The following is a 16,037-nucleotide window of genomic DNA, read 5'->3' as shown; positions in this document are numbered from 1 at the left end:
TGTGCTGAGTGCCGAGCTGAAGGCGTTTTACATGGTGGCCCGCCTGGGCAGTATTACCCAGGCTGCAAAAAAGCTCGGCCTGAGCCAACCGACGGTGACGACGCAGATTCGCAACCTCGAAAGTCAGTATTCGGTTGAGCTGTTCTACCGTGGCGGCAGGCGTCTCAGTGTCAGCGAGGAGGGCGCGCGGCTGTTGCCCATGGTCAAGGCGCTGATGCAACAGGAAGCCGACATCGAGTTTTTCCTGCGTAACTGCGGCCAGGTCCAGGGCACATTGCGCATTGCCGCCACGGCGCCGTATTACATCCTCGACCTGGTGAAGACTTTCCGCGAGCGACTGCCGCAGGTTGAGGTTTCGGTGGAAATCGGCAACTCCCAGCAGGTGCTCGAAGCGCTGGAGGATTACCGGGTCGATGTCGCCGCATCGTCGCAACTGCTCGACGACGCGCGGCTGATTCGCCGGGTACTCGGCAGCGATCCGCTGGTGCTGGCGGTGCATCGCAATCATCCGCTGGCGGTGCACGATCACGTGCCGCTCGACGCCTTGGCCGGACATACCCTGCTGATGCGCGAACCGGGCTCGACCACTCGGCGCTTGACCGAAGAGTTGCTGGCCGGCGCCGGAGTGGGTTTCGGACCGCTGCTGGAGATCGGCAGTCGTGAATCGATCCGCGAAGCCGTGCTGCGCAACATCGGCATCAGCATCATTGCCCGTCAGGAAGTGCCTCATGATCCGCAGCTGCGGGTACTGACCATCGAGAATGCGCCGCAGATTCCCGAGTACCTGTACTGCCTCAAGGAGCGCAAAGGCGCGCGACTGCCGGCGGCGTTTCTGGGGTTGGCGCAGGAAATGGCCCCGGCTTGAGATTTGTGGTGCCTGTCCTGGCCTCTTCGCGAGCAAGCCCGCTCCCACAGGGGACCGTGATCAATTGTGGGAGCGGGCTTGCTCGCGAAGGCGCCAGATCAAACAACACAGGGCTTGAAGGCTTAACCAAAAATCCCGAATACCACTATCGGCAGTTTTTGCCTTACTGCCACATGACGGACTCATTACAACTCTAGGATGGCCCCATCTGCTAGATGAGGTCCGTCCATGAACAACTCGATCGCAACTGCCCTGACCAACCCCGGCGCACCGATGAAGGTGCGCGGCGTACAGAAGCGTTTTGGCGCCTTCACGGCGCTGGACAACGTTTCCCTCGATGTTGCTGCCGGTGAGCTGGTGTGTCTGCTCGGCCCGTCGGGCTGTGGCAAAACCACCTTGCTGCGCTGCATTGCCGGCCTGGAGAAGCAGGACAGCGGCGAGTTATACCTCGGTGATCGCAACGTTTCCCACCTGGCGCCCCAGGCGCGGGACTACGGCATTCTGTTCCAGTCCTACGCGTTGTTCCCCAACCTCACCGTCGAAGCGAACATTGCATACGGCCTCGCCGGCAATGGCCGCGACCAGATTCGCCAACGTGTCGGTCAGATGCTGGAACTGGTCGGCCTGAGCGGCAGCGAGAAAAAATACCCCGGCCAGTTGTCCGGCGGCCAGCAACAGCGTGTCGCCCTGGCTCGCGCCCTGGCGCCGGCGCCTTCGCTGTTGCTGCTCGACGAGCCGATGTCGGCCCTCGATGCCCGGGTACGCGAGCATCTGTGCACCGAGTTGCGCCAACTGCAGCGCAACCTTGGCATCACCACCCTGATGGTTACCCACAATCAGGACGAGGCCATGCTGATGGCCGACCGCATTGCCGTGATGAACAACGGCAAGGTCGAGCAATACGCCACCCCGCAGGAAATCTACAATCGCCCGGCCACGCCATTCGTGGCTGAGTTCGTCGGCCAGGGTAACTGGCTACCGTTCCAGCGCAGCAGCGACAGTCACGCCCAGGTCGGCGGGATGAACATGCGTCTGGCCGATGGAAGTGCCAAGACCGCTTCCGGCCGTTTGTTCTGCCGTCCGGAAGCGATCAACGTCAACCCACTGGTGCACGAGGAAAACCTGTTCCCGGCCAAGGTTCGCGAAATAACCTTCCTCGGCAACCGCTGCCGCATGAGCTTCGAGCTCGATCATTTGCCGGGTCATGCGCTGTTGGCGGAGCTGGCACCTGAAGCCATGCCGCGCCTTGGCGCCCAGCAGATCATGGTCGCCTTGCCACCGCGCAGCCTGCAGGTGTTTGCCTGATGAGCGCGAACATCGCGCTGCCACTGCCGCAAAAGCAGGTTCGGCAGATATCCCGTGCCGAGATCGGTGACCGGCTGTTCGTGGTCGGCGGCAAGGTCCTGCTGCTGGTGTTGCTCGGCGTCGCCGTGTTGATGCCGTTGCTGGCGATCTTCTGGCGTGGTTTCAGCGCTGAGGCCGGGCAGGGCGGTGGTTGGCTCGCCGCGAAGGAATTGGTAACCAGCGAAAACTTTCACTGGTTGCTGGGTAATAGCTTGAAGGTTTCCCTCAGCGTCGCGGCCATCGTCGTACCGCTGGCCTATCTGTTTGCCTACGCCCTGCAGCGCACCTTGATTCCGGCTAAAGGCATCTGGCGTGGCATCTCGTTACTGCCGTTGATGGCGCCGTCGATGCTGCCCGGCATCGCCCTTGTTTACCTGTTCGGCAACCAGGGCATGTTGCGTGGCCTGCTCTCGGACAACATCTACGGCTTCTGGGGCATTGTGCTCGGCGAGGTCATCTACACCTTTCCGCATGCCCTGATGATCCTGCTGTCAGCCTTGTCCCTGGCCGATGCGCGGCTGTTCGACGCTGCTTCCAGCATGGGCGCCAGCCCGGCGAAAGCCTTCCGCAGCATCACCTGGCCGGCGACCCGTCAGGCGGTGTTCGCTGCGTTCTGCCTGGTGTTCACCCTGACCATCACCGACTTTGGTGTGCCGGTGGTGGTCGGTGGCGACTATCAAGTGCTGGCGCTCGAGGCCTACAAGGCTGTGGTGGGTCAGCAGCAATTTGGTCGCGGTGCGTTGATCGGCATGGTGTTGCTGTTACCCGCGCTGTTCAGCTTCGGTGTCGATGCCTGGTTGCGTCGACGTCATGGTGACTCCATGAGCGGCCGCGCCCAGGTATTCAAGCCTGCACCCTCGAAGCTGCGCGATGGTTGCTACCTGGCCATCGTCCTGTTGATCTGCGCCGCGTTGCTGCTGGTGTTCGGCATGGCGGTGTTCTCGTCCCTGGTGAAGTTCTGGCCGTACAACCTGTCGCTGTCGCTCAATCATTACCAGTTCAACGAAACCGCCGGCGGTGGCTGGCTGGCCTACGGCAACAGCCTGAAGATGGCCTTGGGCACGGCGTTGATCGGCAGCCTGCTGATCTTCACCGGCGCCTACCTGATGGAAAAAACCAAAGGCCAGCGCGGCTTGAACCTGACCTTGCGCATGCTCAGCTTCGTGCCGATGGCGGTGCCGGGCCTGGTGCTGGGGTTGGGTTACGTCTTCTTCTTCAACCTCACCGGCAACCCGCTGCATGTGCTCTACGGCACCATGACGCTGCTGATCGTCTGCACCATTGCGCACTATCTGACCACCGCGCAAATGACCGCCACCACCGCGCTGCGCCAACTCGATGCCGAGTTCGAAGCCGCCGCGCTGTCGCTCAAGGCGCCGCTGTACCGCCATTACCTGCGCGTCACCGTGCCGATCTGCCTGCCGGCGCTGCTGGACATCGTGCGCTACCTGTTCGTCTCGGCCATGACCACCGTCTCGGCGGCGATCTTCCTCTACAGCCCCGACACCATCCTCGCGGCGGTGGCGGTGCTGAACATGGACGACGCCGGCAACGTCGGCGGTGCGGCAGCGATGTCGACCCTGATCCTGATTACCTCGGCGGGCGTTTCCCTGCTGCTGGCCTGGGCTTCGCGCGGTTTGCTGCGCCGCTCACAAGCCTGGCGGCAGACCGCGCCCGGTCATTGAATCTGCACAACCCCTCAACTCAAAAAACAGGAAAAGATCATGTTCAAGCCTATGGCCCTGGCCGCTGCTGTCCTCACCGCTTTCAGCCTGAACGCCTTTGCGGCGAAAACCGAGTTGACGGTGTACACCGCCCTCGAAGCCGAGCAACTGAAGACCTACAAAGAGGCTTTCGAGAAGGCCAACCCGGACGTCGAAATCAAGTGGGTACGCGATTCCACCGGCATCATCACCGCCAAACTGCTGGCCGAAAAAGAACGCCCGCAGGCTGATGCCGTGTGGGGCTTGGCGGCTTCCAGCTTGGCGATCCTCGATCAGCAAGGCATGCTGCAAAGCTACGCGCCGAAGGATCTGGGCAAGATCGGCGGTAACTACCGCGACGCCGCCAACCCGCCAGCCTGGGTCGGCATGGACGTCTGGGCCGCGACCATCTGCTTCAACACCGTCGAAGCCGAGAAGCAGGGCCTGACCAAGCCGGTGAGTTGGCAAGACCTGACCAAGCCTGAGTACAAAGGCAAGATCGTCATGCCCAACCCGGCCTCGTCCGGCACCGGTTTCCTCGATGTCAGCGCTTGGCTGCAAACCTTCGGCGAGAAGCAGGGTTGGGCGTACATGGACGGCCTGCACCAGAACATCGGCCAGTACGTTCACTCCGGCTCCAAGCCTTGCAAACTGGCGGCGGCTGGCGAATTCCCGATCGGTATTTCCTTCGAATACCCGGCCGTTCAGCTGAAACGCCAGGGCGCACCGCTGGACATCATCCTGCCGAAGGAAGGCCTGGGTTGGGAGATCGAAGCGACCGCCGTGATCAAGGGCACTGCCCACGAAGAAGCGGCGAAGAAACTGGCTGATTTCTCCGCCAGCCCTGAGGCGATGGAACTGTACAAAGAAAACTTCGCCGTACTCGCCCAGCCTGGCATCGCCAAGCCGCAAACCGAATTGCCGGCCGACTACGAACAGCGCCTGATCAAGAACGACTTCGCCTGGGCTTCGAAGAACCGCGACGAGATCCTGACCGAATGGCGCAAGCGCTATGACGGCAAGTCCGAGAAAGTCGTCGCCAAGTAAAATCTATATCGACTGACAGGGCCTCTTCGCGAGCAAGCCCGCTCCCACATTGGAACGCATTCCCCTGTGGGAGCGGGCTTGCTCGCGAAGGCAGTTCCACATTCAGGACAAGACTCCATGACACAACACAACGACATGCTGATCGTCGGCGCCGGCATCCTGGGCCTGTCCCACGCGTATGCAGCCGCCAAACGCGGTCTCAAGGTCACGGTTTTCGAGCGCAGCGCAACACCTGTCGGCGCTTCGGTGCGCAACTTCGGCCAGGCACTGGTCACCGGCCAACCACCGGGACCGATGCTGGAACTGGCCCGTGCCAGTCGCGGAATCTGGGGCGATTGGGCGCAGCTTGCCGGCCTGCAACTCAAGCGCAATGGCTCGTACCTGTTCGCCCGCACCGAAGCGCAAGAGCACCTGCTCGAAGCTTTCTGCGACGGCCGCGCGGTGGAGCACGGTTATCGCGTCGACCTGTTGCGCGGTGCCGCCTTGCGCGATTTGTACGGCGGGCAGTTCCGCCATCACCGCGCGGCATTGCACGGCATGGACGACCAGCAGCTGTATTCGCGCGAAGCGATTCCGGCGTTGATCGACTTCCTGCGCCGCGACCTGGGCGTCAAGTTTCACTTCTCTACCCTGGTCCGCGATATCGAGCCGGGCCGCCTGCACAGCACCGCCGGCAGCTTCAATGCCGAGCAGATCATCGTCTGTTCCGGCCACGATTATCAGACCTTGCTGGCCGAGCAGATCGCCGAACTCGATCCGCAAATCTGCCGCCTGCAAATGCTCCGTGCGCGACCGCAGATCAATCTGAACCTGCAACATGCCTTGCTCACCGGATTGAGTTGCGTGCACTACGGCGCCTTCGCTGATTTGCCGGAAGCTGCAGCGGTACAGGCCGAGATTCTGCGGGACGCGCCACACCTGCATGAAAACGGCATCCACTTGCTGATCAGCCCGACGCCCCATGGCGAGTTGATCATTGGCGATTCCCACCACTACGGCAGCGATCCTTCGCCCTTCAATGCCGAGCAGGTCGACGACTGGATGATCGAGCTGGCCGAGCAGACCCTGGGCTGCAAGGTGCAAGTGGTCGAACGCTGGCAGGGCGTCTATGGTTCACGGGGGCCGGGACCGTTCTCGTTCCTGCGTCCGGCAGAAGGCCTGAGCGTGGCGTTGATGCACACCGGTGTCGGCATGAGCGTCGGGCCGGCGATGGCTGAACGCAACGTTGCCACCGTATTGGAGGAAATCTGATGCAGCGTGAAGAGCAAGTGATTGCCGAGGTGTTCGGTTTGTACGAGCGCTTTGGCGATAGCGACTACATCGGCGAGCCGGTGTCGCAGATCGAGCACATGTCCCAGGCGGCGCAATTGGCCATGGCCGAAGGCTTCGACGATGAAGTGGTGCTTGCGGCGTTTTTCCACGACATCGGGCATATTTGCGCCGATAGCGCGGAGAACATGGGCGGCTTCGGCGTGGTCAGCCATGAACGCCTCGGCGCCGACTACCTGCGTCGCGCCGGCTTCAGCGAGCGCATGGCGCGGCTGGTTGAGTACCACGTGCAGGCCAAGCGTTATCTGACGCTGAAAGAGCCGGGGTACTACGAGCGCTTGAGTGAAGCCAGTCGCCGAACCCTGGAGTTTCAGGGTGGGGTGATGACGGCTGAAGAGGCTGAGGCGTTCGAGCAGGATCCTTTGTGTGCCGTGAGTCTGCGCATGCGTCAGTGGGATGAACTGGCGAAAGAGATGCATGTGCCGGTGATTGATCTGGCGGTGTTGAAGGACAAGGCGTGGCGCCTGTTGGCTGCGTAAACCTTTGAACCGAGGCGCTGCCTTCGCGAGCAAGCCCGCTCCCACATTGGATCTGTGATTGACACAAATCCCCTGTGGGAGCGGGCTTGCTCGCGAAGAGACCGGTCGCCTCACCACCATTGCCAAGGGCTAAAGCTGCTGCGCCAACACCTCAACCTGCTCCTGCCGCTCCGCCTGATTCAACTTTGGATGAGGATTGAGCGACGACCATTGCGGATGCGCCCGAGCCTTGTGCAAAGCCTCGGGCAGTTTGCCTTCGCGCCAGCTCTTGTCCTGGGGCGTGGCCACCTGAATGCTGTCCATCGCCGCGTGCCCACGGGCATTGAGCGCTTGCAGCAATTGCCGTTGGCGCAGCGCCAACAGGCGCAGCACATTGTCATCCACCGTCAGTTCGCGCTGGCCCCTGATCTTGCCCAGCAAACGGCTGCCATAACTGCGTGCGGTTTGCAGGGCGCCGCCAGCGATGGCGCCGGCCAGTGCGGCGGCGCCGAGGGTGATGCCACCCACCAGCAAATCGACCCCGGCCCCGGCCGCCGCGCCGGCAGCGATTCCGCCACCGACGCGCACGCCCAGTTGCTTGAGGGTTTCCGGGTTGAACAGGTCATCGCCCCAACGACCGTCGAGCAGCGGCAAATCACTGGCCGCGGCATCCTGTGGGCGGAAGGCGTAGAGCTTGAGCAGGGCCTCGACGCAACGCTGCTCACGCTGGCGCACGGCTTTGCGCAGTTCACTGATCGCCTGTTGTTCCTGATCGGCTTCACTGACCACGCTGCGCCGGCAGGCCGCGCAATCGATCAGCAATTCGGCAATCAATCGCTCTGCGCTTTGTTGACGAGCCAGACGCTGGGCTTGCTGATCGGCGATCAGGCGCTCCAGTTGCGGCCGCGCGGTTTCCAGTAGCAGGGCGAGACTTTCATACAGTCGGCGTTCGCCATCCTCTGGCGGCGCGACGCTATCGAAGCGCACCAGGGCATGCAGGCCCAGCCGTGCCAGCGCTTCACGCCAGGCCGGTTCGCGGTGGTTGGCGCTGCTGACGAAATTCAGCACTGGCAGCAAGGGTTTGCCGCAACTGGCCAACACTACCAGTTCGTCGCGATACTTGGCCAGCACCGGCTCACGGGCGTCGATCACATAGAGACCGGCATCCGATGCCAGCAACTGGCGCAGCACCTTGGCCTCCTGTTCGAAGCGTTGCCGGGCTTCGCTGCCATCGAGGAAACGCGCCAGCCGTGCCGGGCCGTCGAGGCGCTCGCCGGGCCGTTCCAGACGTTCGAGATAATCGAGCAGGGCGATGGCGTCTTCCAGGCCCGGGGTGTCGTAGAGATCGAGCAGCGGCTCGCCGTCCACCGACAACCGTGCGCCCTCGACATGCCGTGTGGTGCTGGGGCGATGGGACACTTCACCGAAGCCGACGTCGCGGGTCAGGGTACGCAGCAACGAGGTCTTGCCGACATTGGTGTGGCCGACCACGGCGAGTTTCAGAGGCTGCTTGCGGGTGTCAGTCATGGCCCGTCTCCAGCCAGTTCATCGGTGCGCAATCGGCAAACGGTAGCTCAAGCTGTTGCAGCGCCACATGCCAGTCGCCCAGGCGCTCGGCGTCCAGTGCTTCACCGGGCGGTGCCTGCAACAACCACACGCGGGTGGCGCTGGCGCTGCGGGCCAGTTCGGCAATCAGGGCCAGGCTGCCGCGATCCGGCGAGCGCTGTGGATCGCAGGCGATGGCCAGGCGCGCCGGGGGAAAGCGGCTCAGTTGTTCGAGGAGTTTGTGCCGCGATTCGCGACTGTCGAGGATGCCGGCGTTGCTGACGTTTTTCGGCAATTGCGGCGGCCACGGGCGCTGGTCATCCAGCTCGATGGCAACCAACAGCGCGCCGTCGCTTTGCTGTTCGCTGACGCCGCTTTCCACGCGATGCAATTGCGCCGGTGCCGCATCGCTGACACCGAGGCGCTCGCTGGTAGGCATCAAGCGCTCGCGCAATTGCGCGTAACCGGGCAGGTTCAAGTCCAGGCGCAGGGCGGTTTGCCCCGCTTTCCAGCGCCACAGGCAAAACAGTGCGAGCAGCAAGCGCGGCAATACGCCGTAGACCAGCAGCACCCCCACCAGCCACGCGGCCCAGGCCTGCCGGGCGCTTTCAATGTTCAGTGCAGCATCACCACTGGCGCGGATCATCTCCTCGGTCGGCACGCTGAAGCCGAGCAGAGCCGGTAGCGCGCCAAGGGCCTGGGTGACGGCAATAAAGGTGTCGGCACTGAGGATCGTGGTTTCCCAGACGAAGCCGTAGCGTCGGGTCGCCATCAGTGTCAGCAGAATCACCAAGGCACTGAGCATCGCCAGCAACCACAAGCCGTTGACCAGCACGCCGATGGCCCAGCGATTGAGTTTCTGGCGTTGCAGCAACAGGAGCAAGGCAGGGGCCAGTTGCGCGGCTTTGGCGTCCCGGGCGAGCTTTTCACTGAGCCATAGCCACAGGCGCCCGAGGCTGGCGCCATGTTCACCGGCAAACATCAGGCCCAGTGCCCAGCTCAGCAGCAGGATCAGATTGAGCCCGAGCAGGCTGCCCAAGGCCCAGAATACGTTCACCGGGTGCAGGCCATCGCCCATTGCCGCGAAGGCCAGGCCGGCGCCGCTGATCACGGCCAACACCGCCATAACGATCAGCGCCAGGCGTGCGCCTTGCAGCCAGTGCTTGAGGGCCGCAGCCAGGCCATCGCGTTCAGCCAGCCACAAGGCCCGGCGTTGAATGCGCGACGGCAAATCGCCGCCCGCGCTGCGGGCCAGTCGGTTGGCTTCAAGGTCTTCCAGGGGACCTGCGTGTTCTTCGCGCAGTCGAATGGTTTCTGTCAGCCAGAGGGTATTGAGTTCAGTCACGCGGCATCCCGTCGCTTAATTGAGCTGTGAGCATAACCGCTGTGGCGCTTATCGGCGAAAGCCCGGCTCTGCTATCCTCGCCGGCATGACTAAATCACTCCCCCTCAGCCTGATCGCAGCCCTCGGTGAAAACCGCGTGATCGGCGTCGACAACAGCATGCCCTGGCACCTGCCGGGGGACTTCAAATACTTCAAGGCCACCACCCTCGGCAAGCCGATCATCATGGGGCGCAAGACCTGGGATTCCCTCGGTCGGCCGTTGCCGGGCCGCTTGAACATCGTGGTCAGCCGGCAGGCGGATCTGGTGTTGGAAGGTGCGGAGGTTTACCCATCGCTGGAAGCTGCCGTTATTCGCGCTGAAGAATGGGCGAAGGAACAGGGCGTCGATGAGCTGATGCTGATTGGCGGTGCGCAGTTGTATGCGCAAGGAATGGCGCAGGCCGATCGCTTGTACCTGACCCGCGTGGCGCTGAGCCCGGAAGGGGATGCGTGGTTTCCGGAGTTTGATTTGAACCAGTGGAAACTGGTTTCGAATGTTCCGAATCCGGCGGAAGGCGATAAGCCGGCATACAGCTTCGAAGTCTGGGAAAAAGCTTAAAAGCTTCGCGAGCAAGCCCGCTCCCACATTGGATCTGTGATCGACACAAATCCCCTGTGGGAGCGGGCTTGCTCGCGAAGAGGCCGGCTCAGTCGCTGAAAGACTTAAGCGTGAGCCAACTCCGAATGCTCATCCGAATCCAGCAGCGCCTTATCAGTCTGCTGCATCACCTGACTGGTAATCGCCCCCGCCGTCATCGAACCACTGACGTTCAACGCCGTACGCCCCATATCAATCAGCGGCTCGACTGAAATCAGCAACGCCACCAGTGACACCGGCAAACCCATCGCCGGCAGCACGATCAGCGCGGCAAAGGTCGCGCCGCCACCGACCCCGGCCACACCGGCCGAACTCAGCGTGACAATCGCCACCAGCGTCGCAATCCACAGCGGGTCCAGCGGGTTGATGCCCACGGTCGGCGCCACCATCACCGCCAGCATCGCCGGGTACAGACCGGCACAGCCATTCTGGCCGATGGTCGCACCGAACGAAGCGGCGAAACTGGCGATGGACTGCGGGATGCCCAGGCGACTGGTCTGCGCTTCGATGCTCAACGGAATCGTCGCGGCGCTGGAGCGGCTGGTGAAGGCAAACGTCAACACCGGCCAGATCTTGCGGAAGAAGCGCAGTGGGTTGATCCCGGCGGCCGACACCAGCACGCCATGCACCACGAACATCAGACCGAGGCCGATGTACGACACCACGACAAAACTGCCGAGCTTGATGATGTCTTGCAGGTTCGAACCGGCAACCACTTTGGTCATCAGCGCCAGCACGCCGTACGGGGTCAGCTTCATCACCAGGCGTACCAGACGCATCACCCAGGCTTGCAGGGTGTCGATGGCGTTGATCACTTTCTGACCTTTCTCGGCGTCATCCTTGAGCAGTTGCAGCGCGGCGACACCCAGGAACGCGGCGAAAATCACCACGCTGATGATCGACGTCGGCTTGGCTCGCGCCAGGTCGGCGAAGGGGTTTTGCGGAATGAACGACAGCAACAACTGCGGCACATTCAGGTCGGCGACCTTGCCGGCGTAGTCGGTCTGGATGGTTTGCAGGCGCGCCATTTCCTGGGTGCCGGCCACCAGGCCTTCGGCGGTCAGGCCGAACAGGTTGGTCAGGCCGATGCCGATCAGCGCCGCGATGGACGTGGTGAACAGCAGCGTGCCAATGGTCAGGAAGCTGATCTTGCCCAAGGACGAGGCGTTATGCAGGCGCGCCACGGCGCTGAGGATCGAGGCGAACACCAGCGGGATCACGATCATTTGCAGCAGTTGCACATAACCGTTGCCCACCAGATCGAACCAGCCGATCGAGGCTTTCAATACCGGGTTGCCGGCACCATAGACAGTGTGCAACGCCACACCGAACGCCACGCCCAGCACCAGAGCGAGCAGGACTTTTTTCGCCAGGCTCCATGTGGTGTGGCGGGTTTGCGCCAAGCCGAAGAGCAGGGCGAGGAACACCAGCAGATTGAGGATCAGCGGCAGATTCATGAGAACTCCGAGTGAGACTTGTGCCAGCCACCTTCCGGGGCAGCTGTGAACCGGCAAGCCTAACAGCTTGAAAACTAATGAATTAATATCAAAAACGTATGGTGACTGTCGTTTTTGGAATAAGCGGATGTCGCTGTCAGAAATGCAACTGACGCGAAAGGGACGTGGGCGGTCGCTGACAGACGAGGACTGTCACACTTATTTGTTAGCGTCGATGTCTTTCATTCAGGGAGATATGCACATGAAGTTCGCACCGAAATTTCTGGCTGCAGCAATTTGCCTTGGCCTTGCCGGCCAGGTTCTCGCAACGGATCTGAAACACTGGCCGGCCGATCAGGCCAAGGTGCTGGACGCGATGATCGCGGCTAACGCCAACAAGGGTAACTACGCGGTGTTCGACATGGACAACACCAGTTACCGCTACGACCTCGAAGAGTCGTTGCTGCCGTTCATGGAGAACAAAGGCCTGATCACCCGCGACAAGCTCGATCCCTCCCTGAAGCTGATGCCGTTCAAAGACACTGCCGATCACAAGGAAAGCCTGTTCAGCTACTACTACCGCCTCTGCGAAGTCGACGACATGGTCTGCTACCCATGGGTCGCCCAGGTGTTCTCTGGCTTTACGCTCAAGGAACTCAAGGGCTATGTTGACGAAATGATGGCGTCCGGCAAACCGGTACCGGCCACTTATTACGAAGGCGATGTGGTCAAGAAACTCGACGTCAACCCGCCGAAAATCTTCACCGGCCAGCAAGAGCTGTACAACAAACTGATGGAGAACGGCATCGAGGTCTACGTGATGACCGCCGCCTCCGAAGAATTGGTGCGCATGGTCGCGGCCGATCCGAAGTACGGCTACAACGTCAAACCGCAGAACGTGATCGGCGTGTCGCTGCTGCTCAAGGATCAAAAAACCGGCGAATTGACCACCGCGCGCAAGCAGATCACCGCCGGCAAATATGACGAGAAGGCCAACCTCGGCCTGGAACTGACCCCGTACCTGTGGACCCCGGCGACCTGGATGGCCGGCAAACAAGCGGCGATCCTGACCTACATCGATGAGTGGAAAAAACCGGTGCTGGTCGGCGGCGATACCCCGACCAGTGACGGCTACATGCTGTTCCACAGTGTTGACGTGGCCAAGGGCGGCATCCACCTGTGGGTCAACCGCAAGGACAAGTACATGACCCAGATCCAGGGCATGATGGCCAAGAACGCCGCAGCCCAGGCCAAGGAAGGGCTCACCGTGACTGCCGACAAGAACTGGGTGATCGTCAAGCCTGAAGAAATCCAGTAAGACCGGGTAGCTACTGTAGGAGCGAGCTTGCTCGCGATGGTCGTTAACGATGGCGCGTGCTTTCTGATTTAGCGCGGTGTCTTTGCGTTCATCGCGAGCAAGCTCGCTCCTACAAAGTTCTCGGGTGAAACCCAGGCCGTGTGAACACCGAAGATCCCCTGTGGGAACGGGCTTGCCCGCGATGGGGCCAATCGGTGCAATGAAAGCCTCCGCTCGAACGACATCTCCTTACAGTCGCAACCTACGCATTCTTGCGTAAGGGCCTACGACTACGCCAGAATCCGCCGGCTTGTGCGCCTTACTCCTGGAATCTACCGTCTACCTGTCACTGAGCATCAGTGATCGGGTTTGGTAGCCCGGCTGTGTAGGGTGCAAAGCATCATGATTTGCAGGCGTTCTTGCGTCTCTGCTTTTTATGGTGGTCATGCACAGGGCGCTTTCGGGCGCGCCGGTTTCCTTACACCCCGGTCTACCAACCTGCGCATGGCCGCCACCCTTCGTTTGGTAGCGAGGGTGATGGCTCCTTGTCTTATGGTGTAAGGAGTTTTATCTATGCTCAAAATTACCCCCGATCCTCCGCGCAAACCCAGCCGAACATTCGTCATCGCCCCCGGCCTCGACACCGAAACCCTGTTGGCCCACGCCTGCGAATCCCTCGCCTCGGCCAATGTCATGGCCAGCGATTTCGCCGCACTGCTGGAAGGTTCGCAACGCAGCACGATGCTGGGGATTGCACAGGTGATCATGCTGGGCGAATTGGCGGTGAATCAGGCGCTGGATAATCTCGACCCGCAGGACTGATCGATGTGACGCCCACTGTAGGAGCGAGCTTGCTCGCGATGAACCTGAGAACGCCGCAGGGTGTCAGGATGCCAGCGTTATCGTTGACGACCATCGCGAGCAAGCTCGCTCCTACAGGGGATCGGCGCAAAAAAATGCCCCGCACTTGGCGGGGCATTTTCATGTTCGACGGTTAACGCTTACAGCCCGTCAAGCATCGCCTTGTTACGCACAGCACCCTTGTCGGCACTGGTGGCCAGCAGGGCGTAGGCTTTCAACGCGGTGGTCACTTTGCGTGGACGCACTTCCACCGGTTTCCAGCCTTTCTTGTCCTGCTCGACCCGGCGTGCCGCCAGTTCTTCGTCGCTGACCAACAGGTTGATCGAGCGGTTCGGAATGTCGATCAGCACTTTATCGCCGTCCTGCACCAGACCAATCGCACCACCGGCAGCCGCTTCAGGCGAAGCGTGGCCGATGGATAGGCCCGAGGTGCCGCCGGAGAAACGGCCGTCGGTGAGCAGGGCGCAGGCTTTGCCCAGGCCTTTGGATTTCAGGTACGAAGTCGGGTAGAGCATTTCCTGCATGCCCGGGCCGCCTTTCGGGCCTTCGTAGCGAATGATGACGATGTCGCCTTCCTTCACTTCGTCGGCGAGGATGCCGCGCACGGCGCTGTCCTGGCTTTCGAAGATCTTGGCGTTGCCTTCGAACACGTGGATCGACTCGTCGACGCCGGCGGTTTTCACCACGCAGCCGTCCAGGGCGATGTTGCCGTAGAGAACGGCCAGGCCGCCTTCTTGCGAGTACGCGTGCTCGACACTGCGGATGCAGCCGTTCTCACGGTCGTCGTCCAGGGTTTCCCAACGGGTCGACTGGCTGAACGCGGTTTGCGTCGGGATGCCCGCAGGGCCAGCCTTGAAGAAGTGATGCACGGCTTCATCGTTAGTCTGGGTAATGTCCCACTTGGCGATGGCTTCTTCCATGCTGCGGCTGTGCACGGTCGGCAGCTGGGTGTGCAGCAAGCCGCCACGGGCCAGCGAACCGAGGATGCTGAAGATGCCGCCGGCGCGGTGCACGTCTTCCATGTGGTACTTCTGGATGTTCGGCGCGACCTTGCACAGTTGCGGCACGTGACGGGACAGACGGTCGATATCGCGCAGGTCGAAATCGATCTCGGCTTCCTGGGCGGCGGCCAGCAAGTGCAGGATGGTGTTGGTGGAACCGCCCATGGCGATGTCCAGGGTCATGGCGTTCTCGAACGCCTGGAAGTTGGCGATGTTGCGCGGCAATACCGACTCGTCGTTATCAAAGTAGTAACGCTTGCACAGCTCGACGATGGTGCGGCCGGCCTGCAGGAACAGCTGCTCGCGGTCGCTGTGGGTGGCCAGGGTCGAACCGTTGCCAGGCAGTGCCAGGCCCAGTGCTTCGACCAGGCAGTTCATCGAGTTGGCGGTGAACATGCCGGAGCACGAACCGCAGGTCGGGCAGGCGCTGCGCTCGTACTCAGCGACTTTCTCGTCAGAAGCGCTGGAGTCGGCGGCGATCACCATGGCGTCGACCAGGTCGAGGCCGTGGGAAGCGAGTTTGGTCTTGCCGGCTTCCATCGGACCGCCGGAAACGAAGATCACCGGGATGTTCAGGCGCAGGGACGCCATCAGCATGCCAGGGGTGATCTTGTCGCAGTTGGAAATGCAGACGATGGCGTCGGCGCAGTGGGCGTTGACCATGTACTCGACGGAGTCGGCGATGATCTCGCGGCTCGGCAGCGAATACAGCATGCCGTCGTGGCCCATGGCGATGCCGTCATCGACAGCGATGGTGTTGAATTCCTTTGCCACGCCGCCAGCGCGTTCGATTTCGCGGGCAACCAGCTGGCCCAGGTCCTTGAGGTGGACGTGGCCCGGTACGAACTGGGTGAAGGAGTTGGCAATGGCGATGATCGGCTTCTTGAAGTCGTCATCTTTCATCCCCGTGGCGCGCCACAGTGCGCGGGCACCGGCCATGTTGCGGCCGTGGGTGGATGTTTTCGAGCGGTAATCAGGCATGAAACACTCCGGGCGGCTAATCAGGTATCAAAAGGGAAGTGAGCTTCTATTGACGTCTGGAACACTCAGAAATGGCCGCGTGTCCGGAAGTTGCCGATAACTTTGCGGGATCGCCGCGCGCTTCAGCTTGAGCTCATAAACCCGCCGGGGATGACTGGCGATGAATGTTCGCGATTCTACACGGCTGG

At 61.7% G+C, this 16,037-nt stretch carries 13 protein-coding genes; 9 read left to right on the top strand and 4 right to left on the bottom strand.

What is annotated here, in order from left to right; genetic code table 11:
- Position 1 precedes the first annotated feature (1 nt).
- From QMK54_RS29555 to QMK54_RS29530, 6 genes are all read left to right on the top strand, one after another.
- Positions 2 to 865: a LysR family transcriptional regulator gene (locus tag QMK54_RS29555; protein ID WP_320401744.1), complete on the top strand. Its 864-nt coding sequence runs from the start codon at positions 2 to 4 to the stop codon at positions 863 to 865.
- Positions 866 to 1,093: 228 nt separating this feature from the next.
- Entirely contained in the window at positions 1,094 to 2,170 is a 1,077-nt protein-coding gene (locus QMK54_RS29550) for a putative 2-aminoethylphosphonate ABC transporter ATP-binding protein (protein WP_110660219.1), read from the top strand.
- On the top strand, positions 2,170 to 3,894 hold the full coding sequence (locus QMK54_RS29545) for a putative 2-aminoethylphosphonate ABC transporter permease subunit (protein ID WP_110660220.1): 1,725 nt from the start codon (positions 2,170 to 2,172) through the stop codon (positions 3,892 to 3,894). The genes QMK54_RS29550 and QMK54_RS29545 overlap by 1 nt, the downstream gene beginning before the upstream one ends.
- Positions 3,895 to 3,933: 39 nt before the next feature.
- Complete coding sequence (locus tag QMK54_RS29540) at positions 3,934 to 4,959, top strand: putative 2-aminoethylphosphonate ABC transporter substrate-binding protein (RefSeq protein WP_223589501.1); 1,026 nt, start codon at positions 3,934 to 3,936, stop codon at positions 4,957 to 4,959.
- Between the two features lie 117 nt (positions 4,960 to 5,076).
- Positions 5,077 to 6,210 (top strand): TIGR03364 family FAD-dependent oxidoreductase, encoded by a 1,134-nt coding sequence (locus tag QMK54_RS29535; RefSeq protein ID WP_223589503.1) that lies wholly within the window; start codon positions 5,077 to 5,079, stop codon positions 6,208 to 6,210.
- Positions 6,210 to 6,767 (top strand): phosphonate degradation HD-domain oxygenase, encoded by a 558-nt coding sequence (locus tag QMK54_RS29530; protein WP_320401743.1) that lies wholly within the window; start codon positions 6,210 to 6,212, stop codon positions 6,765 to 6,767. The genes QMK54_RS29535 and QMK54_RS29530 overlap by 1 nt, the downstream gene beginning before the upstream one ends.
- A gap of 129 nt (positions 6,768 to 6,896) precedes the next feature.
- Here QMK54_RS29530 and QMK54_RS29525 read toward each other — a convergent pair whose 3' ends face one another.
- Both QMK54_RS29525 and QMK54_RS29520 read right to left on the bottom strand, forming a co-directional pair.
- Positions 6,897 to 8,273 (bottom strand): GTPase/DUF3482 domain-containing protein, encoded by a 1,377-nt coding sequence (locus QMK54_RS29525; RefSeq protein WP_320401742.1) that lies wholly within the window; start codon positions 8,271 to 8,273, stop codon positions 6,897 to 6,899.
- On the bottom strand, positions 8,266 to 9,636 hold the full coding sequence (locus tag QMK54_RS29520; RefSeq protein WP_110660888.1) for a DUF2868 domain-containing protein: 1,371 nt from the start codon (positions 9,634 to 9,636) through the stop codon (positions 8,266 to 8,268). Before QMK54_RS29520 ends, QMK54_RS29525 begins: the two co-directional genes overlap by 8 nt.
- Positions 9,637 to 9,721: 85 nt before the next feature.
- On the opposite strand from QMK54_RS29520, the gene QMK54_RS29515 reads away from it, so the two are divergent.
- Positions 9,722 to 10,234, top strand: coding sequence for a dihydrofolate reductase (locus tag QMK54_RS29515; RefSeq protein ID WP_320401741.1), 513 nt, complete (start codon positions 9,722 to 9,724; stop codon positions 10,232 to 10,234).
- A gap of 104 nt (positions 10,235 to 10,338) precedes the next feature.
- Here QMK54_RS29515 and QMK54_RS29510 read toward each other — a convergent pair whose 3' ends face one another.
- Positions 10,339 to 11,730, bottom strand: a complete 1,392-nt coding sequence (locus QMK54_RS29510; protein WP_320401740.1) for an L-cystine transporter — start codon at positions 11,728 to 11,730, stop codon at positions 10,339 to 10,341.
- 241 nt (positions 11,731 to 11,971) lie between these two features.
- On the opposite strand from QMK54_RS29510, the gene QMK54_RS29505 reads away from it, so the two are divergent.
- Positions 11,972 to 13,027: a haloacid dehalogenase-like hydrolase gene (locus tag QMK54_RS29505; RefSeq protein WP_320401739.1), complete on the top strand. Its 1,056-nt coding sequence runs from the start codon at positions 11,972 to 11,974 to the stop codon at positions 13,025 to 13,027.
- A gap of 552 nt (positions 13,028 to 13,579) precedes the next feature.
- Positions 13,580 to 13,828 carry a DUF6124 family protein gene (locus QMK54_RS29500; protein WP_110660892.1) on the top strand — a complete coding sequence of 83 codons (249 nt, stop codon included), beginning with the start codon at positions 13,580 to 13,582 and terminating at the stop codon, positions 13,826 to 13,828.
- A 179-nt stretch (positions 13,829 to 14,007) separates the two neighbouring features.
- Here the strand turns inward: QMK54_RS29500 and ilvD are convergent, their stop codons facing one another.
- Complete coding sequence (gene ilvD / locus QMK54_RS29495; RefSeq protein WP_223589629.1) at positions 14,008 to 15,849, bottom strand: dihydroxy-acid dehydratase; 1,842 nt, start codon at positions 15,847 to 15,849, stop codon at positions 14,008 to 14,010.
- Positions 15,850 to 16,037 lie beyond the last annotated feature (188 nt).

The sequence above is a fragment of the Pseudomonas sp. P5_109 genome, from assembly GCF_034009455.1.
GTDB lineage: Bacteria > Pseudomonadota > Gammaproteobacteria > Pseudomonadales > Pseudomonadaceae > Aquipseudomonas.
This window is presented reverse-complemented; position numbering and strand designations above follow the sequence as displayed.